Origin of the sequence: Paenibacillus sp. FSL H7-689 (assembly GCF_000517905.1) — a bacterium.
GTDB classification, from domain to species: Bacteria; Bacillota; Bacilli; order Paenibacillales; family Paenibacillaceae; genus Paenibacillus; species Paenibacillus amylolyticus.
In genome coordinates, this window is the sequence record NZ_ASPU01000040.1 from 1 (window position 1) to 678 (window position 678).

Consider the following 678-nt stretch of genomic DNA (forward strand, 5'->3'; position numbering starts at 1 on the left):
TTGTTTTCGGTGGGAATTTATCCTTCATTTTTTCATCGATCTTGTAAACGGATTTTCTCAACAACTTAGACTTTTGCACTAATATTTCTTTGGGTGATAGCTGATTAAATCGCGCTTTCGTATGGGTGGCATCCACAATAATTGCACTGCTTTTGATAATTTCTTTTTCCAACGCGATCTCCATGGTCTTTTGAATAAGTATGTCGAGGAGGTTCACATCTTTCAGGCGAAGCTTGCGAAACTTCGTTAGTGAACTAGGATTAATGACTTCATCTTCAGGCGCCATATCTAAAAAGTACTTAAAGGACATGTCATATTTAGAACGTTCCACAACATCCGCATCGGATACATCGAAAATGGATTTCAACAATAGGTATTTAAACATTCGAATGGGAGGCACTGCATTGCGACCATTGTCGAGGCAGTATCTATGTTGCAATTCTACCTGAACAAATGAAAAATCTACGAGATCATTGATTTGACGAAGCATATTATCTTTAGGTACGACGATATCGTATATGTCCATAAATGCACTAAGGTTAAGAGATTGTTGGTTTGAAATCATCCGAGACACCACCTGAAATTAATCATTTAATTATACAGGAAAACAGATATCCCTCCTCAAAAAAATGAGGAGGGATATCTGTTTATAGATGTTGGACTTTTTCAGTGGCCTCG

The 678-nt window shown here is 37.5% G+C and carries 1 protein-coding gene; it reads right to left on the bottom strand.

All coding sequences use genetic code 11. From position 1 onward, the window contains the following. Window positions 1-565 (bottom strand): IS1182 family transposase (locus C170_RS22445; RefSeq protein WP_036614272.1); only part of this gene is annotated, 565 nt, incomplete at its 3' end. Window positions 566-678: the final 113 nt, after the last annotated feature.